Genomic DNA, 14,986 nt, shown 5'->3' with positions numbered 1-14,986 from the left:
CGGAGATTTGTCCCGGGGGATGCTCATATCCCTCGCGCGCCCGCCGATAGGCGAGTTGTGACCACGCACCAGGGGACCTCGAGGCGCATCCGCAGCACGGAGCCGGAACCGTACGACTTCCGGCGGCCGCTCACACTGGCCCGCGAGCACGCGCGCCACCTCGAGATGGCGTTCCAGCGGGTGGCCCGCCAGTTCGGCACCCAGCTCACCGCGCGCCTCCGGGTGGTCAGCCAGGTCACGTTCGACGACATCACGCTGCGCACGTACGACGAGTACATCGGCCAGCTGCCCGCGCCGACCGCGATGGTCCTGTGCACGATCGACCAGAACAAGCAGACCGCGGTCGTGCAGATGCCCGTCGGTGCGATGCTCGTGTGGATCGACTACCTGTTCGGTGGGAGCGGCCGCGGCGACGACCGTGAGGGCCGCGAGCTCACCGAGATCGAGTGGACGCTGGTCAAGGACCTGCTCGCGCACGCGCTGGGCGACCTGGAGTACGCGTTCGCCGGCATCACGTCGCTCGCTGTGGACGTGCGCAACGTGCAGTACAACCCCCAGTTCGTGCAGGCGGTCGCCGCGCAGGAGACCGTGCTCGTCGCCGGCTTCACGCTGCGCGTGGGGGAGCGCGAGGAGGCCATGACGTTCATGGTCCCCTCCGACCTGCTGCTCGGCGCGCTGCGTGCGTCCGAGGGCGCCAACACCCGGTCGGACGAGGAGAAGCGCGTCGCCGCGCTGGCCCACGACGACCTCGAGCGGTCCGTCCAGGACGTCCCCGTGGACGTCGCCGTGCGGTTCGCCCCCGTCGTCGTGCACCCCCGCGACGTCGTGCACCTCGCCGTCGGCGACGTGCTGCCCCTGTCCCACCCGTCGACCCAGCCGCTGGACGTGGTCGTCGACGGGGTCGTGCTCGCCCGGGCCGCCGCAGGCAGCCACGGGTCCCGGCTCGCCGCCCAGGTCGTCACCGTCGAGGAGATCCCCGCATGACCATCGCCACCACCACCCTGGGCAAGGCCGCCGCCGACGCCGCCGCCACGCTCGTCCCGACCAACGTGCCGCTCGTCGCGGTGCCCGCGTCGTTCGCGGACGTCCCGGCCGACGCGACCGCGATGGTCGCCTCGTTCGTCGGCTCGCCCAGCGCCGAGCTGGCCATCGTCGCCGACGCCGCCGTGGCGGACGCCGTCTCCGCCGCCATGGACTCCGGCACGCCGCTCGCCCCCGTGGACGCGCTGCGCCCGGCACTGGAGGCCGCCGCCCGCGCGCTCGGCTCCGGGGTGCTGGAGACGGTGCGTCCCGAGCCCGTGACGAAGGTGCTCGCCGACGACACCGAGGTCTATGCCCTGATGGCCGGCGACGTCACCGCCGCCTGGTTCGCCGTCCGCGTCCGCGGCTCCCGCGTCACCACGCCGACCACGTCGCGGGTGCCCACGCCGCGCGCCAACCTGCGGATGCTCTACGACGTCGAGATGACGCTCACCGCGGAGATCGGCCGCACGCGGCTGCCCGTCCGCCAGGTGCTCGAGCTCGCGCCCGGTGCCGTGCTGGAGCTCGACCGCACCGCCGGCAGCCCTGCGGACGTCATGGTCAACGGCCGGCTCGTCGCCCGCGGCGAGGTCGTCGTGGTCGACGAGGTCTACGGAATCCGCGTCACCGAGATCGTCTCCGGCGGAGAGCAGGTGGGCTGATGTCGGGGCTCATGCTGGCGCTCCGCGTCCTGCTGTCCCTCGCCTGCGTCATCGCCCTGATCTGGTACGTGGGCCGACGCTGGGGCGGCCAGAGCCGCTCGGCCGGCACCTCCCGTGAGGCCAACGTCCAGGTGGTCGGCCGCCAGTCGATGGGCCGTCACGCGGGCGTCGCCGTGGTCGCCGTCGGCTCGCGCCGGCTGCTGATCGGGTACGGCGAGCAGCAGGTCAACCTGCTGACCGAGCTGGCACCGGTCGTCGAGATCCAGCCGGCCCCGACGGTGCCCAAGTCGCCGACGGTGCCCAAGACACCGAAGGTCGCGACCAAGCCGGCCCTGCCCGAGCAGCGCTCGGGCGAGCTGCCCGCAGGGGTCGTCGACAGCCTCCGGGCCACGCCGCTGCAGGGCTCGGTCCTGTCACCCGCCACCTGGCGGCAGGCCGTGCGCTCCCTGCAGGACAGGACGGTGCGCCGGTGACGGCCGCCCGCACGGAGCGCCTGCCGCTGCTCCGCTCCCTCGCCAGCTCGTCGCTGGTCCGCCGCGCGCTGGTCGTCGTCGCGCTGGTCACCGTCGGCCTCGTGACGAGCGCCGCGATGGCGTCCGCCGCCCCGACGGACCCCACCGCGCCGACCGCACCGGTGGCCCCGGCGACCGGTGACACCGTGTCCGTCGCCGTCAACGGCGTCAACGGCACCCCGAGCAGCTCGATCGTGGTGCTCCTCGGCATCACGCTGCTGTCCGTCGCGCCGGCCCTGCTGCTCATGACGACGAGCTTCACCAAGATCTTCGTGGTCCTGTCGTTCACCCGGAACGCGCTCGGCCTGCAGGGCGTGCCGCCCAACCAGGTGCTCGCCGGTCTCGCGCTGTTCCTCAGCCTGTTCGTGATGGCGCCGGTGGTCAGCGAGGTCAACAGCGACGGCATCCAGCCCTACCTGAACGGGGAGATCACGTTCTCCCAGGCCGTGGAGACGGGCGGTGACCCGCTGCGCGAGTTCATGCTCGACCACACGCGCGACCAGGACCTCGCCCTGCTGACCCGCGCCGCGCACCAGGAGAACCCGGAGACCCACGAGGACGTGTCGTTCGCGACCCTCGTGCCCGCGTTCCTGCTCAGCGAGCTGCGGTCGGCGTTCATCATGGGCTTCGTCGTCTTCGTGCCGTTCCTCGTGATCGACCTGGTGGTCTCGGCGTCCTTGATGTCGATGGGCATGATGATGCTGCCGCCCGTGATGATCTCCCTGCCGTTCAAGCTGCTGCTGTTCGTGCTGGTGGACGGCTGGGGCCTGGTCGTCACGTCGCTCATCGGCTCCTACGCGGGCGGTGGCTGATGGACACCGCAGCCGTCCTGGACGTCGGCGTCGACGCCCTGATCCTCGCCGCCAAGCTCGCCGCCCCCGTGCTCGTCACGGCCCTCGTGGTCGGGTTCGCGGTCTCGCTCGTCCAGTCGGTGACGCAGATCCAGGAGGTCACCCTCAGCTTCGTGCCGAAGGCCATCGCCGTCGCGATCGCCCTCGTCGTGTCGGGGCACTGGATGATCTCGCAGCTCGTGGCGTTCACGAACGACCTGTTCGAGCGCATCCCGACGCTGATCGGGGGCTGACATGGACCCGATCGCGATGACGCTGCCCGTCGACCTGGTGCAGACCACGATGCTCGCGGGCGTCAGGATCGCGGCGTTCCTCGCGATCGCGCCGCCGTTCAACGCGCGCGCCGTGCCGGCGACGGTGAAGGTGATGCTCGCGCTCGGGCTCGCGCTGGCGGTCGGGCCGCGGCTGGCGCCGCTGCCGTCGGACACGACCGGCATGTTCTTCGGTGCCCTCGTGGGGCAGGCGGTGATCGGTGCGGGCCTCGGCTTCCTCGTGTTCCTGGTGTTCTCGGCGGTGCAGTCGGCCGGTGGCCTCATCGACATGTTCGGCGGCTTCCAGGTCGCCACCGCGTACGACCCGATGAGCCAGACGAGCGGCGCCCAGTTCAGCCGGCTCTACCAGATGACGGCCCTCGTGCTGCTGTTCGTGAGCGACGGCTACCAGGTGGTGCTCGCCGGGCTGGTCCGCACGTTCGACGCCCTGCCGCTCGACGTGCTGATGAACCCGGCCGCGCTCGCGTCGATGCTCACCACGGGCCTCACTCAGCTGATGGTCTCGGCCCTGCAGATCGCCGGCCCGCTCGTGATCGTCCTGTTCCTCGCCGACGTCGGCCTCGGCCTGCTGACGCGCGTGGCGCCCGCGCTCAACGCGTTCGCGCTCGGGTTCCCGCTCAAGATCTTGCTCTCCCTGGCGTTCGGGTCGTTCGCGTTCCTCGCGCTGCCCGGCGTCCTGCACGCCCTCACGGGCCGGTCGGTCGAGCAGATGCTGGGGGTGGTGCTGCCATGAGCAGCGACGGACAGGACAGGACCCAGAAGGCCACCCCCCAGCGCATGCGGGAGGTGCACCGCAAGGGCAAGCTCGGCCGCTCGCAGGACATCTCCTCGTGGGTGGGCCTGGGGGCCGCCGCGCTGATGCTCCCGATGGTGCTGACACGCGGCAAGGCCGCGGCCCTCGACCAGCTCGCCGAGGTGCGGGCCGTCGCGAGGAACCCGACGCCCGAGGGTGCCGTGACGGTGCTCGGCGACGCGCTCGGGTCCGTGCTGAGCACGCTGGCGCCGCTGTTCGTCGTGCTCGTCGGGGTCACGCTCGCGATCGGCATGGCGCAGGGCGGCTACCGGCCGCGGCGGCTCACGCTGCACGTCGACCACTTCAAGCTCGGCGGCGCCGTCAAGCGTCTCGTCGGCATGCAGACGTGGTGGCAGGCCGCCAAGACGGTGCTCAAGACGGCCGTCGTGGCGCTGGTGCTGCTCACCGCGATCCAGGCGCTGGTCCCGACGCTCCTCGCGTCCGGGACGCTGCCGCTGTCGCACCTGCTGGGCACCGCGTCGTCGGGCACCGCGAACCTGCTGCGCCTCGGCATCGGGGCCGGCGTGGTCCTGGCGCTCGCGGACGTCGTCGTCGTCATGAAGCGCAACCGCAAGCAGACCCGCATGACGTTGCGCGAGGTCAAGGACGAGCACAAGCGGACGGAGGGGGACCCGATGCTCAAGGGAGCGATCCGGGCCAAGCAGCTGTCGATCAGCCGCAACCGGATGATGGCCGAGGTGGCGAAGGCCGACGTCGTGCTGGTCAACCCGACGCACGTCGCCGTCGCGCTGCGCTACGAGCCCGGCACCGGTGCTCCGCGCGTCGTCGCGAAGGGTGCCGGCGCGGTCGCCGCCAAGATCCGCGCCGAGGCGTCCGAGCACCGTGTGCCGATGGTCGAGGACGTGCCGCTGGCCCGAGCCCTGCACTCCGCGTGCGAGCTGGGCCAGGAGGTCCCGTCCCACCTGTTCACCGCCGTCGCGCGCGTGCTCGCGTTCGTCATGTCCCTGCGCCGCCGCGGCATGGCCGCCGGCCAGCACCGCACGCCGGGCGGTTCCACGCTCTCGACCGACGACACCGCCGACCACAAGGCGCTGGCCCGCGCCGCCCGCGCGGCCCGCCGGCCCCGTCCCACCGCGCAGGCCCGTCCGACCACAGAGCCCCGTCCGACCACAGAGCCCCGTCCGGCCGCAGAGCCCGGGCCCGCCGCCACGACCCGTCCGACCACTGAGCCCGGCACGGCCACCGCGCCCGGCCCGACGTCGCAGGAGACCACCCGATGAAGTCCCGCAACATCGCCCCCATGGTCGTGCCCGCCGGCGTCGTCGGCATCGTGCTGCTGCTCGTGGTGCCGCTGCCCGCGCCGCTGCTCGACGTGCTCATCGCCGTCAACATCACGGCGTCGCTCGTCATCCTGCTCACCTCGATGTACGTGAAGCGGCCGCTCGACTTCTCGATCTTCCCGTCGCTGATCCTGGTGTTCACGCTGTTCCGGCTCGGGCTCAACGTCGCGTCGACCCGCCTGGTGCTGCGCGACGGGTTCGCGGGGGAGGTGATCGACGCGTTCGGCCACTTCGTGGTGGGCGGCTCCCTGGTCATCGGGCTGGTGATCTTCCTGATCCTCGTGGTCATCCAGTTCGCGGTCATCACGAACGGTGCCGGCCGTGTCGCCGAGGTCGGGGCCCGGTTCACGCTCGACGCGATGCCCGGCAAGCAGATGGCCATCGACGCCGACCTCAACAGCGGCCTCATCGACGAGGACACCGCGCGGCAGCGTCGCGCGGACGTGGCCGCCGAGGCCGACTTCTACGGTGCGATGGACGGTGGCTCGAAGTTCGTCAAGGGCGACGCGATGGCCGGCATCATCATCACGGTCATCAACCTCGTGGGCGGCTTCGTCATCGGCATGGTGCAGATGGGCATGTCCGCGGGCGACGCCCTGCAGCGGTTCAGCCTGCTGACCATCGGCGACGGTCTCGTCACGCAGATCCCCGCGCTCCTGCTGTCGGTGTCCACCGGCATCGTCGTGACCCGCGCGACCGCCTCGGGCGACCTGGGCACGGCCGCCGCGAAGCAGCTCATGCAGTCCCGCACGGCCCTGCTGATCGCGGGCGGCGGCGCCGTCGCGCTGGCCCTCCTGCCGGGCATGCCGAAGCTCCCGTTCCTGCTCGTCGGCTGCGGCCTGATCTTCGCCGCGCAGCGCGCCAAGGCCACCCAGGCCAAGGAGGCCGCCGCCGCGGAGAAGGCCGCACTGCCGTCGCCCACGGCGCAGCCGGCGGACACCCCCGAGCAGCTCATCGAGCAGATGCGCGTGCACACCCTGGAGATCCTGCTGGCCCCCGACCTGGTGGACCTGGTGGGCGCCGGTCCCGACGCCGACCTGCTCGCACGGGTCCGCGGCCTGCGCCGCAAGACGGCCCTCGAGCTCGGCATCGTCGTGCCGCCCGTCCGGACCCGCGACAGCGTCGACCTGCCGCGTTCCACGTACGTCGTGAAGATCGCCGGGGTCGAGGTCGGCCGCGGCGAGGCGCCCGGCGGCCGGATGCTCGCGCTCGGCGACGACCTCTCCGCGCTGCCCGGCACCGCCGTGCACGAGCCCGTGTTCGGACTGCCCGGCAAGTGGGTGCCGGCCGAGCTGCGGCACGCCGCCGAGATGTCCGGCGCGACGGTCGTCGACCGCGTGTCCGTGCTCATCACCCACCTCGGCGCCATGATCACGCAGAACGCCGCCCGCCTGCTCGGCCGGGAGGACGTGCGCGTGCTCACGGAGTCGGTCAAGCGCGTCAACCCGTCGGTCGTCGAGGAGCTGGTCCCGTCGCTGCTGAGCCTCGGCGAGGTGCAGCGCGTGCTGCAGGGGCTGCTCGCCGAGGAGGTGCCGATCCGCGACCTGGGCCGCATCTACGAGGCGCTCGCGCTGCGTGCCCGGGTGTCCACCGAGCCGGAGGGCCTCGTCGAGGCCGCCCGTGCGGCGCTCGGCCCCGCGCTCGCGTCGTCGTTCGTCCAGGACGGCACGGTCCGCGTGCTCACCCTGGACCCGTCGCTCGAGCAGTCGCTCGTCGAGTCCCTGCGTCCCGGCGACGGCGGCTCGCACCTGCTCGTCGACCCGCACCGGCTGGAGACGATGCTGGGGCAGCTCCGCGCCGCCACCGCCACCGCCGAGTCCGACGGCCGCGCCGTCGTGCTCGTGTGCGCGCCGGCGATCCGCCCGGCGCTGCACCGGCTCGTCGCGCTCGGCCTGCCCCGCCTGCCCGTCCTGTCCTACGCCGAGGTGACCGGCGCCGGCGTGTCCGTCGAGACGGTGGGGGTGGTGCGCGGTGAACACGCGATTGCTGCTTGAGGGAGCTGACCTCGCCGAGCTGATGGCGCACGTGCGCAAGGAGCTCGGCCCGACCGCCCGCATCGTCCGGGCCGAGCGCATCCGGTCCGGCGGTCTCGGTGGCTTCTTCGCGCGTGAGCGCTACGAGATCACCGTCGACGTGCCGGCCGAGCCGATCCCGAAGCCGCGCGCCACGCTGCGCCCCGTGCCCGCAGGCGGGATGGCCGCGCTGCTGGCGGCCGCGGACGAGGCCGACGCCGGGCTCGACGGTTCTCCGCAGGTCGTCGACCGCTCGGAGCTGCCCGCCGGGCGGCTGCCGAACCGGTCCGAGTTCGCCGCCGTCCTGGAGAAGGTCAGCGGCCTGGTCGACGGCGACGTCCCCGAGCTGCCCGAGGGCGACGAGCGGGCCGTCATGGTCGCGACCGCCGGGACGGCGATGCCGTCGGTGACGGCCGAGGCCGTCGCCGCGCTGGTGTCGAGGTCCGTGGCACCGGAGGCCGAGCCGACGACCCCGCCGGCCCTGCTGACCGTCGTGCCCGACCCGCGGCCGCACGAGGAGCACGACGGGTCCGACGACGACCTGCGCGAGGCCCTGGCCGACATCGGCGTCCCGCAGCGCCTCCTGGCGGGCCCGGCCACGACGCTGTCGAGCGTGCTCGCCGACGTCCCGACCGCCCCGCCCCTGCCGCGTGCACCGGGCTCGGTGCTGGTCGTCATCGGCACGGACGACGACGCCGACGCCGTGGCCGCGCTGATCGCCGAGCGCCTGCGACTGGCCCCCGACGCCGTGCGGACGGCGGGCGGTCCCCGCCCTCGCACCGCCGGCCGCCCGCGCGGCGGCGCCCGGATGGCGAGCGCCGAGCAGGTCGCGGCGTGGCGTGCCGGGGCCGCCACGGCCGACCACCCGTGGGTCGTCGCCGTGGCCGTCGGACCCGAGCCGGAGGACCGCGTCGCCGCCTCCGCCCTGGTCCGGGCGTGCGAGGCCGACCAGGTGTGGGCCGTCGTCGACGCCCGGACCCGCACGGCCGACGCCCGCCGCTGGATCCGCTCGGTCACGTCGTCGGCCGACGCCGTCGCGATGCGCGGCCTGCTCGACACCGCGGAGCCGGGCGCCGCCCTGGCCCTCGGCATCCCGGTGGCCTGGATCGACGGCGTCCCGGCGTCGCCCGTCGCCTGGGCCGCCGCCCTGAGCCAGGCCCTGGGCGACTCGGCCCGCTGGGACTGACCCCGCCGGACCGCCGTCGTCAGGCGACGGCCCCGCCGTCGCCTGACGGATCGTCCGTCGGTGGCACCTGGTGATGCCACCATGTACCCCGTGCCCGGCCTCTTCGTCCTGTCCTTGGTCCTCCTGCTCGTCGCGGTCGTGGCCGCAGCGGCCCGGCTCGCCACCGGTCGCCGACCGGCACCCGCGCCCGGAGCGGAGCCGGCCGAGGACGACCGCCCGAAGGCGCGGGCCACGTCCCCGGCCGGCCCGACGAACCGGCAGGTCACCGGCTGGGTGAGCGTCACCGCCCTCGTCCTGGCCGTCGTGACCCTGTTCTTCAGCGCCGCGACGATCGTGTCCACCAAGAACGTCGGCATCGAGACCAGCTTCGGACGACCGGTCGGCAGCCTGTCCAACGGGTTCCACCTCATCCAGCCCTGGAACAAGGTCACCGAGATGGACGCCGCCATCCAGACCGACAACCACGTGAAGGGCAGCGACGGCTTCGACTGCATCACGGTGCGCATCGCGCACCAGGCGACCGCGTGCGTCGACACCTCGATCCGGTGGCGCATCGAGGAGCAGGCCGCCGACGCCCTGTTCCGCGACTACCGCGACTTCGACAACGTCCGCGACAGCCTCGTGACGCGCGACCTCAACGCCGCACTCAACGCCGTCTTCGAGTCGTACGACCCGCTCGCCATCGACAAGGACGGCAACTCCACCTCACCCGGGCTCGCGGACCTGTCGAGCGACGTCGTGGACCGGATCCGTGACCAGATCGGTGACGAGATCAACGTCCTGTCGGTGATCATCCCCGTCGTCCACTACGACGAGAACACCCAGGGCAAGGTCAACGCGTTGCTCGCCCAGGTCGCGCAGACCCGCATCGCCGAGCAGTCCGTCATCACCGCGGAGCAGCAGGCCCTGGCCAACCAGACGCTCGCCGAGTCGGTCTCCCACGACCCGAACGTGCTGGTCTCCAAGTGCATGGACCTGCTCAACGAGATGGTGTCCAAGGGGCAGGCGATCCCGATCGGGTTCAGCTGCTGGCCCGGCGGTGGGTCGGCCGTCGTCGTGCCCGGGGTCACGCCGCCGACCTCCTGAGCGGGCAGGCGCCTCGATCGGCGCACGACCTCGCGGCCAGGACCACGTGGACCGGCGGAACAGGTCACCGGTCGCGTGCCGAGCAGGAGGTCGCCCGGGTGCCGGGGTAGGGTCGCCGCATGCTCGTGCTCAGCAGACGCGTCGGAGAGCGCCTCGTCATCGGGGACGACATCGTCGTGACCGTCATCGAGGTCCGGAGTGACGGCGTGAAGCTGGGCATCGACGCCCCTCGACACGTGCGCGTGCACCGCGCCGAGGTCCTCGACGCGGTCACGGCCGCCAACGTGGACGCGGTCGCGGCGGACGACAGCACGGCCGCCGCGCTGCGCAAGCTGGTCCCCGCCACGCCGGCGCCGCCCGCCTCACCCGCACAGCCCACGCCGGACCCCTCATCGGGGGCTTCACCCGACCGATGAGGTGGGGTACCGAAGGTGTGCCGCTCGCCCTTCGGCGGGGAGGCATGCGTGGAGGACATCGACGAGATCGTCCGTGAGTTCCTGGTCGAGAGCCATGAGAACCTCGACCAGCTGGACCGCGACCTCGTGGCGCTGGAGGAGACTCCGGGCGCCCGGAACCTGCTGAGCAGCGTTTTCAGGACGATCCACACCATCAAGGGCACGAGCGGCTTCCTCGCGTTCGGCAACCTCGAGCGGCTCACCCATGTGGGGGAGAACCTGCTCGTCGAGCTGCGCGACGGCAAGCGGTCCATGGACCACGCGACCACCGACGTGCTGTTGCGGATGGTCGACACCGTCCGGGCGCTGCTCGCGGTCATCGAGCGCGACGGGTCCGAGGCCGGCGTCGACGTCGACGGGGCCATCGCGGCCATCGTCGCCGTGCAGGAGGGCAAGGTCGGCGAGGTCCCGCACCCGCGCGAGATCCCCGCGGCCGAGGTCGCCCCGAAGCCTGCGCCGGTCGAGCCGGAGCCGGTCGAGCCGGCGCCCGCCCTCGCCGACCCGGCCGAGCCGGCACCTGCCGAGCCGCCACCTGCTGAGCCGGCACCTGCCGAGCCCGAGCCGGTCGAGGCGGCGCCCGTCGTCGTCGCCGCCGCGCCCGTCGAGCCCGGCGCGGAGCCGGCAGCCGCACTCGTCGAGCCCGCACCCGAGCCGACGGCAGCGAAGCCCGCGGCCACGGCCAAGGCGCCCCGCGGGAAGATCGCCAAGCGCACGGCGCCGCCGGTCGCTGCAGCCCCGGCCCCACCGGTCGCCACCGCGCCCGAGAGCGGCCCCGGCGCCCGACCCGGCGTCGACCCCGTTCTCGCTGTCCGCCCCCTGGCCCGCACCGCCGGCCGGCGGCGCGGGCGCAGCGACCGAGGCGGCCGCCGCACACCCGGTCACCGCGCTGGTACCGGCCGTCGAGCACGCCCCCGTCAAGAGGATGCCGGCGCCCCCGATGGAGGAGGTCTCCGGCCTCCGCACCGCGGCGGAGTCCTCGATCCGCGTGGACGTCGGTCTGCTGGACCAGCTGATGCGACAGGTCGGCGAGCTGGTGCTCGCCCGGAACCGGCTGAGCCGGCTCGCGGGTGCGGCGCAGGACGCGGACCTGGTCCGGTCGGCGCAGCAGCTCAACCTCATCGCCTCCGAGCTGCAGGAGGGCGTCATGCGCACGCGCATGCAGCCCATCGAGCACGTGTGGTCGAAGATGCCTCGCGTGGTCCGCGACCTCGCGGCGGCGTGCGGCCGTGAGGTCCGCCTGGAGCTGTCGGGCGGCGACACCGAGCTGGACCGTGGTCTGCTGGAGGCGGTCAAGGACCCGCTGACGCACCTGGTCCGCAACGCCGTGGACCACGGCATCGAGTCGCCGGCGGACCGGGTCGGCAAGGGCAAGCCCGCGCAGGGCGTGCTGGAGCTGCGCGCGTCGCACGCCGGCGGCCAGGTGGTCGTCGAGGTACGGGACGACGGTGCCGGCATCGACCCGGCGAAGGTCGCCGCCAAGGCGGTGTCGAAGGGTCTGCGGACCCAGGAGCAGGTCTCGGGCATGAGCACGGGCGACCTGCTCAACCTGCTGTTCCTGCCGGGCTTCTCGACGGCGGAGGCCGTGACGAACGTCTCCGGCCGCGGCGTCGGCATGGACGTGGTCCGGACCCGGGTCGAGGGCATCGGCGGCACGGTGGACGTCGAGTCCACGATCGGCGTCGGCACGGTGTGGCGGCTGCGGATCCCGCTGACCCTCGCGATCCTGCCGTCGCTGTCCGTGGAGTGCGCCGGCGACGTGTACGCGGTGCCGCAGGTGCACGTGCTCGAGCTCGTGGCGCTCGACGCGCAGCGGTCCGAGTCGGCCATCGAGTACGTCCACTCCGCCCCGGTGTACCGGCTGCGCGGCGAGCTGCTGCAGCTCGTGTCGCTGACCGAGGTCCTGGGCCTGGGGCGCGGCGAGGTGCTGGAGAACGCGAACGGCGTGATCGTCGTGGTCGGCGCCGACGACAACCGGTTCGGGCTGCTCGTCGACCGGGTGCTCACCACGGAGGAGATCGTGGTGACGCCGCTCGCGGCGCAGCTCAAGAACATCGGCATCTACTCGGGCACCACGGTGCTCGGCGACGGTGACGTGGCGCTGATCCTCGACGTCCAGGCCATCGCCCGGCGCACCCTGCTCGACGTCGAGCGCGGCGCCAGCGGCTCCGTGCTCAGCGCGGCGCAGGCCGCGGCGGCGACGAAGGCCGAGGCGGAGCAGCTGCTCGTCGCCGGGATCGGCGACGACCGCCGGGTCGCGCTCCCGCTGGCGTCGGTGGCGCGTCTGGAGCACGTGCGCTCCGACCAGGTCGAGCTGGTGGGGGACCGCGAGGTCATCCAGTACCGCGGCACGATCCTGCCGCTGGCCCGGCTCGACCGGCTGCTCGGCGCCCGGGCGGAGGCGAGCGACGAGATGCTCCTCGTCGTCTACACCCGCGGTGCGCGCAGCGTCGGCCTGGTGGTCGAGGAGATCGTCGACATCGTCGAGGACCAGGTGGACCACCACTCGGAGATCGACGACCGCGGACTCGTCGGCTCGACGGTCATCAACGGCCGGGTCACCGAGCTCCTCGACGTGCGTGCCGCGGTGCTCGCCGCCGACGACCAGTTCTACGACGAGACCGACGAGCGCGAGGTGGCCTGATGGCCCGGTACGTGACCTTCACCGTGGCGGACGGCCTGTACGGCGTCGACGTGCTGCGGGTCCAGGAGGCCCTGCGGGGGCACGAGCGCACGCGCGTGCCGCTCGCCCCGAAGGGCATCGCCGGCCTCGTGAACCTGCGTGGCCAGGTGGTCCTCACGGTCGACCTGCGCCCACGCCTGGGCCTGCCCGAGCTGGGCGAGGACGCCGACCCGATGATGGTCGTCGTCCAGGTGGCGGGGGAGCCCGTGAGCCTGCTCGTCGACCAGATCGGCGACGTCGTGGACGTCTCACCGGACCGCGTCGAGAGCCCGCCCGACACCCTCGACCCGGACCTGCGCAGCCTCATCCGTGCCGCGTGCACGCTCGACGACCGGCTCCTGCTGGTCCTCGACGTCGACGAGGCGGCGGCGGCCGCGTGATGCCTGCCCCCCGATCGCCCGGCGCGATCACTCATACCTGCGTGTCGACGACCGATCGGAACGTCGACGGCGACGACCAGCCCTACCGAGGAGCCCCCCGATGAGCAAGACCTCCCGCGAGAGCGGCGGCGGAAGCCGGTTCGGCTTTTTCGCGAGCCTGGGCGTCCAGACCAAGATCCTGGCCCTGCTCGGGCTCATGGCCCTCGTCGCCGCCGGCTCCGGTGCCTTCGCCTACGTCTCCCTGAACCGCGCGTCGCAGGACGTCAAGCAGCTCGCGTGGATCCAGACGGACGTGTCCGGCCTGCGCGACGAGATCGACAACCGCCAGCTGGACGCCCGGCTGATCGTCACCCAGCTCGCCGCGATCGACGACGACACCCTCGAGCAGACCTGGGTCGCGAAGCAGCGCGAGAACGACGACGCGATGTCGGCGGCCATGAAGGCCTACGGCAAGACGGAGGCCGCGAAGGGCTCGTTCGCGTGGACGTCGTTCGTCGCGAACTACGAGACGTGGCTCAAGCTCCGTGACAAGTCGCTCGTGCCGCTGGCGCTCGACGACGACACGACGGCGTACAACGTCAACGTCCGCAACCTCAGCGAGCCGGCCGTCGAGCTGTTCAGCAAGAACATCGACGACGTGCAGAAGGAGACCAACGAGAGCGTGACGGCCGTCGCGGCCGCCGCCACGGCCCGCGCCACACAGGCGGGCCTGATCCTCGCCGGCAGCCTCCTCGTGGGCCTCGTGGTCGCCCTGTTCCTGGGTATCAAGATGTCGGGCAGCATCCGCAACTCGGTGTGGGGCGTGTGCCGCGCGCTGAACGCGATGGCGATCGGCGACTTCACCATGAACGTGCCCAGCACGTCCCGCGACGAGATGGGCCAGATGGCCGATGCGCTCGCCAAGGCGCAGCGCGGTGTCCGCCAGACCCTCAAGGGCGTCGCCAAGACGGCCGAGGACGTCGCCGCGGCTGCCGAGCAGCTGGCCGCCTCGTCGAGCCAGGTCTCCTCCGGGTCGGACGAGACCAGCGTGCAGGCCGGCGTCGTCGCCGCAGCTGCCGAGCAGGTGTCCCGCAACGTGCAGGCGGTCGCCGCCGGCGCCGAGGAGATGGGCGCCTCCATCCGCGAGATCGCCCAGAACGCGACCGAGGCGGCGAAGGTCGCCCAGGCCGCGACAGGTGCCGCGTCCAGCGCGAACGACTCGGTCTCCCGGCTCGGCTCGTCCAGCCAGGAGATCGGCAAGGTCGTCAAGCTCATCACGTCGATCGCGGAGCAGACGAACCTGCTCGCGCTCAACGCGACGATCGAGGCGGCGCGTGCCGGCGAGGCCGGCAAGGGCTTCGCGGTCGTCGCCGGTGAGGTCAAGGAGCTCGCGTCGGAGACGGCCCGCGCCACCGAGGACATCGCCCGCCGCGTCGAGGCCATCCAGCAGGACACCACGGGCGCCGTCGCGGCGATCGGGGAGATCGGCTCGATCATCGCCTCGATCAACGACTACCAGCTCACGATCGCCTCGGCGGTCGAGGAGCAGACGGCGACCACGAACGAGATGTCGCGCGGTGTCATCGAGGCCGCGACGGGCTCGGGCGAGATCGCGACGAACATCACGGGCGTCGCCACCTCGGCGGCGACCAGCTCGCAGGTCCTCACGCAGATGGGGGACTCGGTCGCCGAGCTCGCCCGGATGTCGAACGACCTCCGCGAGCGCGTCGCGTCGTTCACCTACTAGTCCTGCCCCCCCGGGGGCGCCGCGAGGCGCCCTCGGAGCACGACGTCACC

At 72.8% G+C, this 14,986-nt stretch carries 14 protein-coding genes and 1 pseudogene; all 15 read left to right on the top strand.

The genetic code is table 11. From position 1 onward, the window contains the following. Positions 1-57 precede the first annotated feature (57 nt). Positions 58-984 carry a flagellar motor switch protein FliM gene (locus ACVW07_RS07970; protein WP_456818710.1) on the top strand — a complete coding sequence of 309 codons (927 nt, stop codon included), beginning with the start codon at positions 58-60 and terminating at the stop codon, positions 982-984. Then, positions 981-1,682, top strand: coding sequence for a flagellar motor switch protein FliN (gene fliN / locus ACVW07_RS07965; RefSeq protein WP_456818709.1), 702 nt, complete (start codon positions 981-983; stop codon positions 1,680-1,682). Before ACVW07_RS07970 ends, fliN begins: the two co-directional genes overlap by 4 nt. Continuing rightward, on the top strand, positions 1,682-2,155 hold the full coding sequence (locus tag ACVW07_RS07960) for a FliO/MopB family protein (protein ID WP_456818708.1): 474 nt from the start codon (positions 1,682-1,684) through the stop codon (positions 2,153-2,155). Before fliN ends, ACVW07_RS07960 begins: the two co-directional genes overlap by 1 nt. Before the next feature lie 116 nt (positions 2,156-2,271). Further along, positions 2,272-3,006 carry a flagellar type III secretion system pore protein FliP gene (fliP, locus tag ACVW07_RS07955; RefSeq protein ID WP_456821050.1) on the top strand — a complete coding sequence of 245 codons (735 nt, stop codon included), beginning with the start codon at positions 2,272-2,274 and terminating at the stop codon, positions 3,004-3,006. Then, positions 3,006-3,278 carry a flagellar biosynthesis protein FliQ gene (fliQ, locus tag ACVW07_RS07950; RefSeq protein ID WP_456818707.1) on the top strand — a complete coding sequence of 91 codons (273 nt, stop codon included), beginning with the start codon at positions 3,006-3,008 and terminating at the stop codon, positions 3,276-3,278. The genes fliP and fliQ overlap by 1 nt, the downstream gene beginning before the upstream one ends. 1 nt (position 3,279) lies before the next feature. Next, positions 3,280-4,050 carry a flagellar biosynthetic protein FliR gene (locus tag ACVW07_RS07945; protein ID WP_456818706.1) on the top strand — a complete coding sequence of 257 codons (771 nt, stop codon included), beginning with the start codon at positions 3,280-3,282 and terminating at the stop codon, positions 4,048-4,050. Next, a complete protein-coding gene (locus ACVW07_RS07940; protein ID WP_456818705.1) occupies positions 4,047-5,351 on the top strand; it encodes an EscU/YscU/HrcU family type III secretion system export apparatus switch protein in 1,305 nt (434 codons plus the stop codon). Before ACVW07_RS07945 ends, ACVW07_RS07940 begins: the two co-directional genes overlap by 4 nt. Beyond that, positions 5,348-7,405, top strand: coding sequence for a flagellar biosynthesis protein FlhA (locus tag ACVW07_RS07935; RefSeq protein ID WP_456818704.1), 2,058 nt, complete (start codon positions 5,348-5,350; stop codon positions 7,403-7,405). The genes ACVW07_RS07940 and ACVW07_RS07935 overlap by 4 nt, the downstream gene beginning before the upstream one ends. Continuing rightward, a complete protein-coding gene (locus tag ACVW07_RS07930) occupies positions 7,383-8,609 on the top strand; it encodes a hypothetical protein (protein WP_456818703.1) in 1,227 nt (408 codons plus the stop codon). Before ACVW07_RS07935 ends, ACVW07_RS07930 begins: the two co-directional genes overlap by 23 nt. A 90-nt stretch (positions 8,610-8,699) precedes the next feature. Continuing rightward, positions 8,700-9,695, top strand: a complete 996-nt coding sequence (locus ACVW07_RS07925; RefSeq protein WP_456818702.1) for an SPFH domain-containing protein — start codon at positions 8,700-8,702, stop codon at positions 9,693-9,695. 119 nt (positions 9,696-9,814) lie between these two features. Then, the gene (gene csrA, locus ACVW07_RS07920; protein WP_456818701.1) at positions 9,815-10,111 is read left to right on the top strand and encodes a carbon storage regulator CsrA; all 297 of its coding nucleotides are present in this window, start codon (positions 9,815-9,817) and stop codon (positions 10,109-10,111) included. Between the two features lie 15 nt (positions 10,112-10,126). Continuing rightward, positions 10,127-10,396 (top strand): annotated as a pseudogene (locus ACVW07_RS07915) (Hpt domain-containing protein); the annotation flags it as partial. 691 nt (positions 10,397-11,087) lie between these two features. After that, positions 11,088-12,791 carry a chemotaxis protein CheA gene (locus ACVW07_RS07910; RefSeq protein WP_456818700.1) on the top strand — a complete coding sequence of 568 codons (1,704 nt, stop codon included), beginning with the start codon at positions 11,088-11,090 and terminating at the stop codon, positions 12,789-12,791. Continuing rightward, positions 12,791-13,210, top strand: a complete 420-nt coding sequence (locus tag ACVW07_RS07905; RefSeq protein ID WP_456818699.1) for a chemotaxis protein CheW — start codon at positions 12,791-12,793, stop codon at positions 13,208-13,210. The genes ACVW07_RS07910 and ACVW07_RS07905 overlap by 1 nt, the downstream gene beginning before the upstream one ends. A 100-nt stretch (positions 13,211-13,310) precedes the next feature. Beyond that, the gene (locus ACVW07_RS07900) at positions 13,311-14,936 is read left to right on the top strand and encodes a methyl-accepting chemotaxis protein (RefSeq protein ID WP_456818698.1); all 1,626 of its coding nucleotides are present in this window, start codon (positions 13,311-13,313) and stop codon (positions 14,934-14,936) included. Positions 14,937-14,986: the final 50 nt, after the last annotated feature.

Source organism: Cellulomonas sp. URHB0016 (assembly GCF_054057935.1).
Note: the sequence above shows the minus strand (reverse complement) of the source record. Positions and strands in the feature narration are given on the sequence as shown.

What these genes read in the sequence shown, in the direction of transcription:
- fliN (WP_456818709.1), top strand. Translation starts at nt 981, where the DNA reads ATGACCATCGCCACCACCACCCTGGGCAAGGCCGCCGCCGACGCCGCC.
- ACVW07_RS07960 (WP_456818708.1), top strand. Translation starts at nt 1,682, where the DNA reads ATGTCGGGGCTCATGCTGGCGCTCCGCGTCCTGCTGTCCCTCGCCTGC.
- fliP (WP_456821050.1), top strand. Translation starts at nt 2,272, where the DNA reads ATGGCGTCCGCCGCCCCGACGGACCCCACCGCGCCGACCGCACCGGTG.
- fliQ (WP_456818707.1), top strand. Translation starts at nt 3,006, where the DNA reads ATGGACACCGCAGCCGTCCTGGACGTCGGCGTCGACGCCCTGATCCTC.
- ACVW07_RS07945 (WP_456818706.1), top strand. Translation starts at nt 3,280, where the DNA reads ATGGACCCGATCGCGATGACGCTGCCCGTCGACCTGGTGCAGACCACG.
- ACVW07_RS07940 (WP_456818705.1), top strand. Translation starts at nt 4,047, where the DNA reads ATGAGCAGCGACGGACAGGACAGGACCCAGAAGGCCACCCCCCAGCGC.
- ACVW07_RS07935 (WP_456818704.1), top strand. Translation starts at nt 5,348, where the DNA reads ATGAAGTCCCGCAACATCGCCCCCATGGTCGTGCCCGCCGGCGTCGTC.
- csrA (WP_456818701.1), top strand. Translation starts at nt 9,815, where the DNA reads ATGCTCGTGCTCAGCAGACGCGTCGGAGAGCGCCTCGTCATCGGGGAC.
- ACVW07_RS07910 (WP_456818700.1), top strand. Translation starts at nt 11,088, where the DNA reads ATGGAGGAGGTCTCCGGCCTCCGCACCGCGGCGGAGTCCTCGATCCGC.
- ACVW07_RS07905 (WP_456818699.1), top strand. Translation starts at nt 12,791, where the DNA reads ATGGCCCGGTACGTGACCTTCACCGTGGCGGACGGCCTGTACGGCGTC.
- ACVW07_RS07900 (WP_456818698.1), top strand. Translation starts at nt 13,311, where the DNA reads ATGAGCAAGACCTCCCGCGAGAGCGGCGGCGGAAGCCGGTTCGGCTTT.